The sequence below is a fragment of the Dermabacter hominis NBRC 106157 genome (assembly GCF_001570785.1).
GTDB lineage: Bacteria > Actinomycetota > Actinomycetes > Actinomycetales > Dermabacteraceae > Dermabacter > Dermabacter hominis.
In genome coordinates this window covers 1-555 of sequence record NZ_BCSI01000028.1, presented here as the reverse complement: position 1 = coordinate 555, position 555 = coordinate 1, and the positions used below count along the sequence as shown (strand labels likewise).

General features: G+C 60.5%; 3 tRNA genes. 1 reads left to right on the top strand and 2 read right to left on the bottom strand.

The window, feature by feature from the left end:
• Positions 1-2: 2 nt before the first annotated feature.
• Both DEHOM01_RS09620 and DEHOM01_RS09615 read right to left on the bottom strand, forming a co-directional pair.
• Positions 3-75, bottom strand: a tRNA-Gly gene (locus tag DEHOM01_RS09620).
• A gap of 1 nt (position 76) precedes the next feature.
• A tRNA-Val gene (locus DEHOM01_RS09615) sits at positions 77-148 on the bottom strand.
• Positions 149-481: 333 nt separating this feature from the next.
• On the opposite strand from DEHOM01_RS09615, the gene DEHOM01_RS09610 reads away from it, so the two are divergent.
• Positions 482-554, top strand: a tRNA-Gly gene (locus tag DEHOM01_RS09610).
• Position 555 lies beyond the last annotated feature (1 nt).

Below are 555 nucleotides of genomic sequence, written 5' to 3'. Positions count from 1 at the left end.
GGAGCGGATGACGGGACTCGAACCCGCGACCCTCACCTTGGCAAGGTGATGCTCTACCAACTGAGCCACATCCGCGTGGGCGATACTGGGATCGAACCAGTGACCTCTTCCGTGTGAAGGAAGCGCGCTACCACTACGCCAATCGCCCGCATAAGAGCCGGCGGGAACTCGCCTGTTCGCTCTTTGCGACTAGACAACAATACACCACCGGCGCGCGGCCCCAAATTGTCGCGGGGTTCGTGACGGTCTTTTGTGGTGAGGCTCGCAAGTGCGGCGCTCGCTCGCGGCTCGCGCTGCGCCTTGAAGCTCCTCGCGCTGCGGCATGAAGCTCTATGGCTGGAAAATCGCCCCTGAGGGGCGAGTCGGCACGCTCGCAAAGCTGCTCGAGGTGATTTGAGTCAAAAGCGGGCGGCCTACTTTGCGCGGAACGCGATCCTGACGTAATGTATCTATTCGTTGGTTCGAGAGATCGACCAAAAATGCGGATGTGGCTCAGTTGGTAGAGCATCACCTTGCCAAGGTGAGGGTCGCGGGTTCGAGTCCCGTCATCCGCTC